General features: G+C 74.0%; 4 protein-coding genes. 2 read left to right on the top strand and 2 right to left on the bottom strand.

The window, feature by feature from the left end; translation table 11 throughout:
* The first annotated feature begins 225 nt into the window (after positions 1 to 225).
* Positions 226 to 687: a type II toxin-antitoxin system PemK/MazF family toxin gene (locus ACWGDE_RS37330; protein WP_453393525.1), complete on the top strand. Its 462-nt coding sequence runs from the start codon at positions 226 to 228 to the stop codon at positions 685 to 687.
* A gap of 50 nt (positions 688 to 737) precedes the next feature.
* Here ACWGDE_RS37330 and ACWGDE_RS37325 read toward each other — a convergent pair whose 3' ends face one another.
* Both ACWGDE_RS37325 and ACWGDE_RS37320 read right to left on the bottom strand, forming a co-directional pair.
* Positions 738 to 1079 (bottom strand): hypothetical protein, encoded by a 342-nt coding sequence (locus ACWGDE_RS37325; RefSeq protein WP_453393524.1) that lies wholly within the window; start codon positions 1077 to 1079, stop codon positions 738 to 740.
* A 258-nt stretch (positions 1080 to 1337) separates the two neighbouring features.
* Positions 1338 to 2168, bottom strand: a complete 831-nt coding sequence (locus ACWGDE_RS37320) for a TIGR02452 family protein (RefSeq protein WP_453393523.1) — start codon at positions 2166 to 2168, stop codon at positions 1338 to 1340.
* 109 nt (positions 2169 to 2277) lie between these two features.
* Between ACWGDE_RS37320 and egtA the strand changes: the two genes are divergently transcribed.
* The coding region (gene egtA, locus ACWGDE_RS37315; RefSeq protein WP_453393522.1) for an ergothioneine biosynthesis glutamate--cysteine ligase EgtA at positions 2278 to 3548 on the top strand (1271 nt) is incomplete at its 3' end.

The raw sequence follows: 3548 nt of genomic DNA, 5'->3' as shown, positions 1-3548 counted from the left end.
GCCGAAGGCCATCGCGAAGCGACGCGACCGAAGGGAGCGCCCTTGACAGGCCGGCCCGGCACGGAAGGACACTCGACACCCGGGACGCCCCCCGGACACCGTCGAAGCCAGCTCGCACACAGGCCCCGCCAACCCGGCGCCCCCGCCCCACCGCCGCAGCCACCGGCCCAGGGCAGCCCGCGCCGTCGCCCCTTCGTCGCCTCCGCAGCCGGTAACCTCGCGCGAATGACGGCACTTTCACACCACAGCAACGGTCAAGTCGAGCAGCCCGGGCGCGATGGCGTCGGCGCTACCGCCGAGGCCGATCCGAATGCCATTGGGCCGGTGCAGACCTCGTACGCTCCCGATCGCGACGGGGATCCCGATCCCGGTGAGATCGTCTGGACCTGGGTCCCCTACGAGGAGAACGACGGCCGGGGCAAGGACCGCCCCGTGCTGGTCGTCGCGCGTGAGGCGGCCGGGACGCTGCTGGCCGTGCAGCTGTCCAGCAAGCAGCACGACCACGACCGGGAGTGGGTTCCCATCGGGACCGGCCCCTGGGACAGCGCCGGCCGGGAGTCCTGGGTGGACGTGGACCGGGTGCTGCGCGTACACGAGGACGGCATGCGGCGCGAGGCGTGTGCGCTGGACCGGGCGCGGTTCCAGCTCGTCGTGGACCGGCTGCGCGAGCGGTACGGCTGGCGGTAGCCGCCGGGGCCGAGGCGCGGCCCCCAGGGCCGCGCCCGGGCCGCCGCCCTTCAGCCGAAGCGCACGCTGTGCGGGGCGGCCGCCGCCGGGAAGACCGCCGATTGGCCCGGCTGCATGACCCGCGTGGTCAGCCCTTCGCAGTCGCGTTCCGCGAAGAGCGTGGCGCGTGCGTTGGTGGTGTTCTCCGCCCTGCGCGCGCCGCTCAGCAGCAGGAAGCACGTCCGGTTCTCGGGGTTTTCCAGGGTGAAATCGTCCTGGTTCACGTTGACGTATCTGAACTCGCCCCCGGCTGCGTGGGCACTGCCGGACACCCCCGTGAACAGGACCAGGGCCGCGCCGAGCGTGACGGTCGTCCGTACCGCGCTCTTCACCACGTACTTCATCGCCCTCATACGGCTTCCCCTCGATGTCACCGGTGGTCAGGTCCGGTCACATCCAGTGTCGAGATCGCCGTGGGCACGTCCCAGGCATCGCCCGGGCCGTCACCCGAATGCGGGGAGCGGGCGTGCGGCGAAGCCCGGCCGCACACGACGCGCGCCCCCTCGCGCGCCCCGCGCCGTCCGGAGCCCGTGCCCGGAGCCCGCGCCCGGAGCCCTCATCCCCGGACGCTCCCCCCGACGGCCCGACGGCCCGCCGGGCGTCCCCCCACGTCAAAGGAGCTCGGCCAGCACCCGTTCGAACGCCTCCCGCGTGTCCGGCTTGCGGTCCAGGATCCCGAACACCACCCGTTCGAACACTCCGGCGAATCGGCCGGTCAGCAGTCCCCGGAAGGCCTCCGCCACCTGGGCCGGGTCGTTCTGGAAGACCCCGCACCCCCACGCGCCCAGCACCAGGTCCCGGTACCCGTGCAGCGCGGCCACCTCCAGCACCAGCTCCGCGCGCCGTACGAGCGCCGCGGGGATCTCGGCCTCCCGGTCGGGTTCCTGGCGGCGGATCGTGCCCGCGTTCGGGGCCGGGGAGGTGAGGAAGCCGGCGCGGAAGGGGGTGTCCAGCAGGTCGCCGCGATCGTCGCGGAAGACCGGGACCGCGGGTGAGTGAATCACCCGGTCGGTGTAGAAGGTGCTGACCTCGGCACGGTGGACCGCGTAGTACTCCGGGGCCTCCAGGAGGGTCTCGTACAGGGCCGAGGCCCGGCAGAGCGCCTCCTCCTGCGCCTTGGCCCCGCGGACGTAGCCGCCCCCGGGATTGCGGGCCGAGGCGAAGTTCAGGACGGCCACCACGGCGGTCCCGGGGTGGTCCGCCGCGAGCCTGCGGGCCGCCTCCGTACTGCTCTCGCCCGTGACCTCCACGGCGGTCCCGCCGCCCTTGATCAGGACTGTTTCGTCTGGAATGACCTGGTTTGGTCCATATATTCTGGTTCCTGCCTTGGCTTCCGCCACGGCGGCGGCGAGCGCCACCTGCCGCCCGGACCGCGTTCGGTACCCACCGGACGCCACGATCTCCGCGTTCTCCCGCGCGATCTCGCGCAACCTGCTGCTCATGCCGTGATCTTTGACGCATCGGGCGAGCGGCGGCAAGGGAGTTTGTGCCCCAACGGACGGGTAGGCACGGGTGATGTCACAGCCGACGACGCGAGACGAGGGCCCCGTCATGCCGCATGACCCACCCCGCCTGACCGAGTCCGCCGCCGAGGACCTGGTCCACGGCATCTGTTTCAAGACCGGCCCGCCCCGCCTGATCGGTGCGGAGCTCGAGTGGCTGGTCTTCGACGCCGAACGCCCCGCACTGCCCGTGTCCCACGAGCGGCTGGCCGCCGCGCACGACGCGGCCGGTGCGCTGTCCCTGGGATCCCGCGTGACCGTCGAGCCCGGCGGCCAGCTGGAGCTGAGCTCGCCCCCGTCCACCTCGCTGACCGGGTGCGTGGACGGCCTCCAGGCCGACCTCGCCGCCGTACGGGGCGCCCTGCGCGACCGGGGCCTGGTGCTGCGCGGCCTCGGCCAGGACCCGCGCCGGCCGCACCGCCGGATGCTGGCCAGCCCGCGCTACGACGCCATGGAGACCTACTTCGACCGCACCGGGCCCGCCGGGCGCTCCATGATGTGCGCCTCCGCGTCCGTGCAGGTGTGCGTGGACGCCGGGTACGAGGAGCCGGGTCCGGTCGGCCACGGCCGCAGATGGCGCCTGGCCCACCTCCTCGGTGCCGTGCTGGTCGCCTCCTTCGCCAACTCCCCCGCGCGCGAAGGTCCGTACGCCGGCTGGCGGTGCGCCCGCCAGGGGGTCTGGGGCGATATCGACACCCGCCGCTCCCTCGCCCCGCCGCTGGACGCGGAGCCGCGCGGCGCGTGGACCCGGCAGGCGCTGGACACCGAGGTGATGTGCGTACGGACGGACCGTGAAGGCACGCCCTGGACGGTGCCGCACGGGCTGACCTTCCGCGACTGGCTGCGCTCCGGTGGCGGCCCGCGGCCGCCGACCGCCGAGGATCTGGACTACCACCTGACCACCCTGTTCCCGCCGGTGCGCCCGCGCGGGCATCTGGAGCTGCGGATGATCGACGCCCAGCCCGGGGACGACGGCTGGCTGGTCCCGGTGGCCGTCGTGCACGCCCTGTTCGACGACCCGGAGGCCGCCGAGACGGCGTACCGGGTGTCGAAGGGGCTGGCCGACTCCTACGGGGCGCAGCCCGCGCCCCGCAATCCGCTGTGGCGCGACGCCGCGCGGCACGGCCTGGCCGATCCGGAGCTGCGGGCCGCCGCCCGGGCCTGGTTCCGGGCGGCGGCCGAGGCGCTGCCCCGGCTGGGGGCCGGCGCTCATGTCAGGGACGCCGTGGAGGAGTTCACCGACCGCTACGTGTCCCGCGGCCGATGTCCCGCCGACGACCGGACCGTGCACCAGCAGGGCTCGCACGCACACGCCCGGCG

This window comes from Streptomyces sp. NPDC054956, from assembly GCF_053609185.1.
The sequence above is the reverse complement of the archived record's forward strand: the minus strand, read 5'-3'. Positions and strand labels throughout refer to the sequence as shown.

Coding starts and splice junctions, on each gene's coding strand:
- ACWGDE_RS37325 (WP_453393524.1), bottom strand. CDS start 1,079: ATGAGGGCGATGAAGTACGTGGTGAAGAGCGCGGTACGGACGACCGTC.
- ACWGDE_RS37330 (WP_453393525.1), top strand. CDS start 226: ATGACGGCACTTTCACACCACAGCAACGGTCAAGTCGAGCAGCCCGGG.
- ACWGDE_RS37320 (WP_453393523.1), bottom strand. CDS start 2,168: ATGAGCAGCAGGTTGCGCGAGATCGCGCGGGAGAACGCGGAGATCGTG.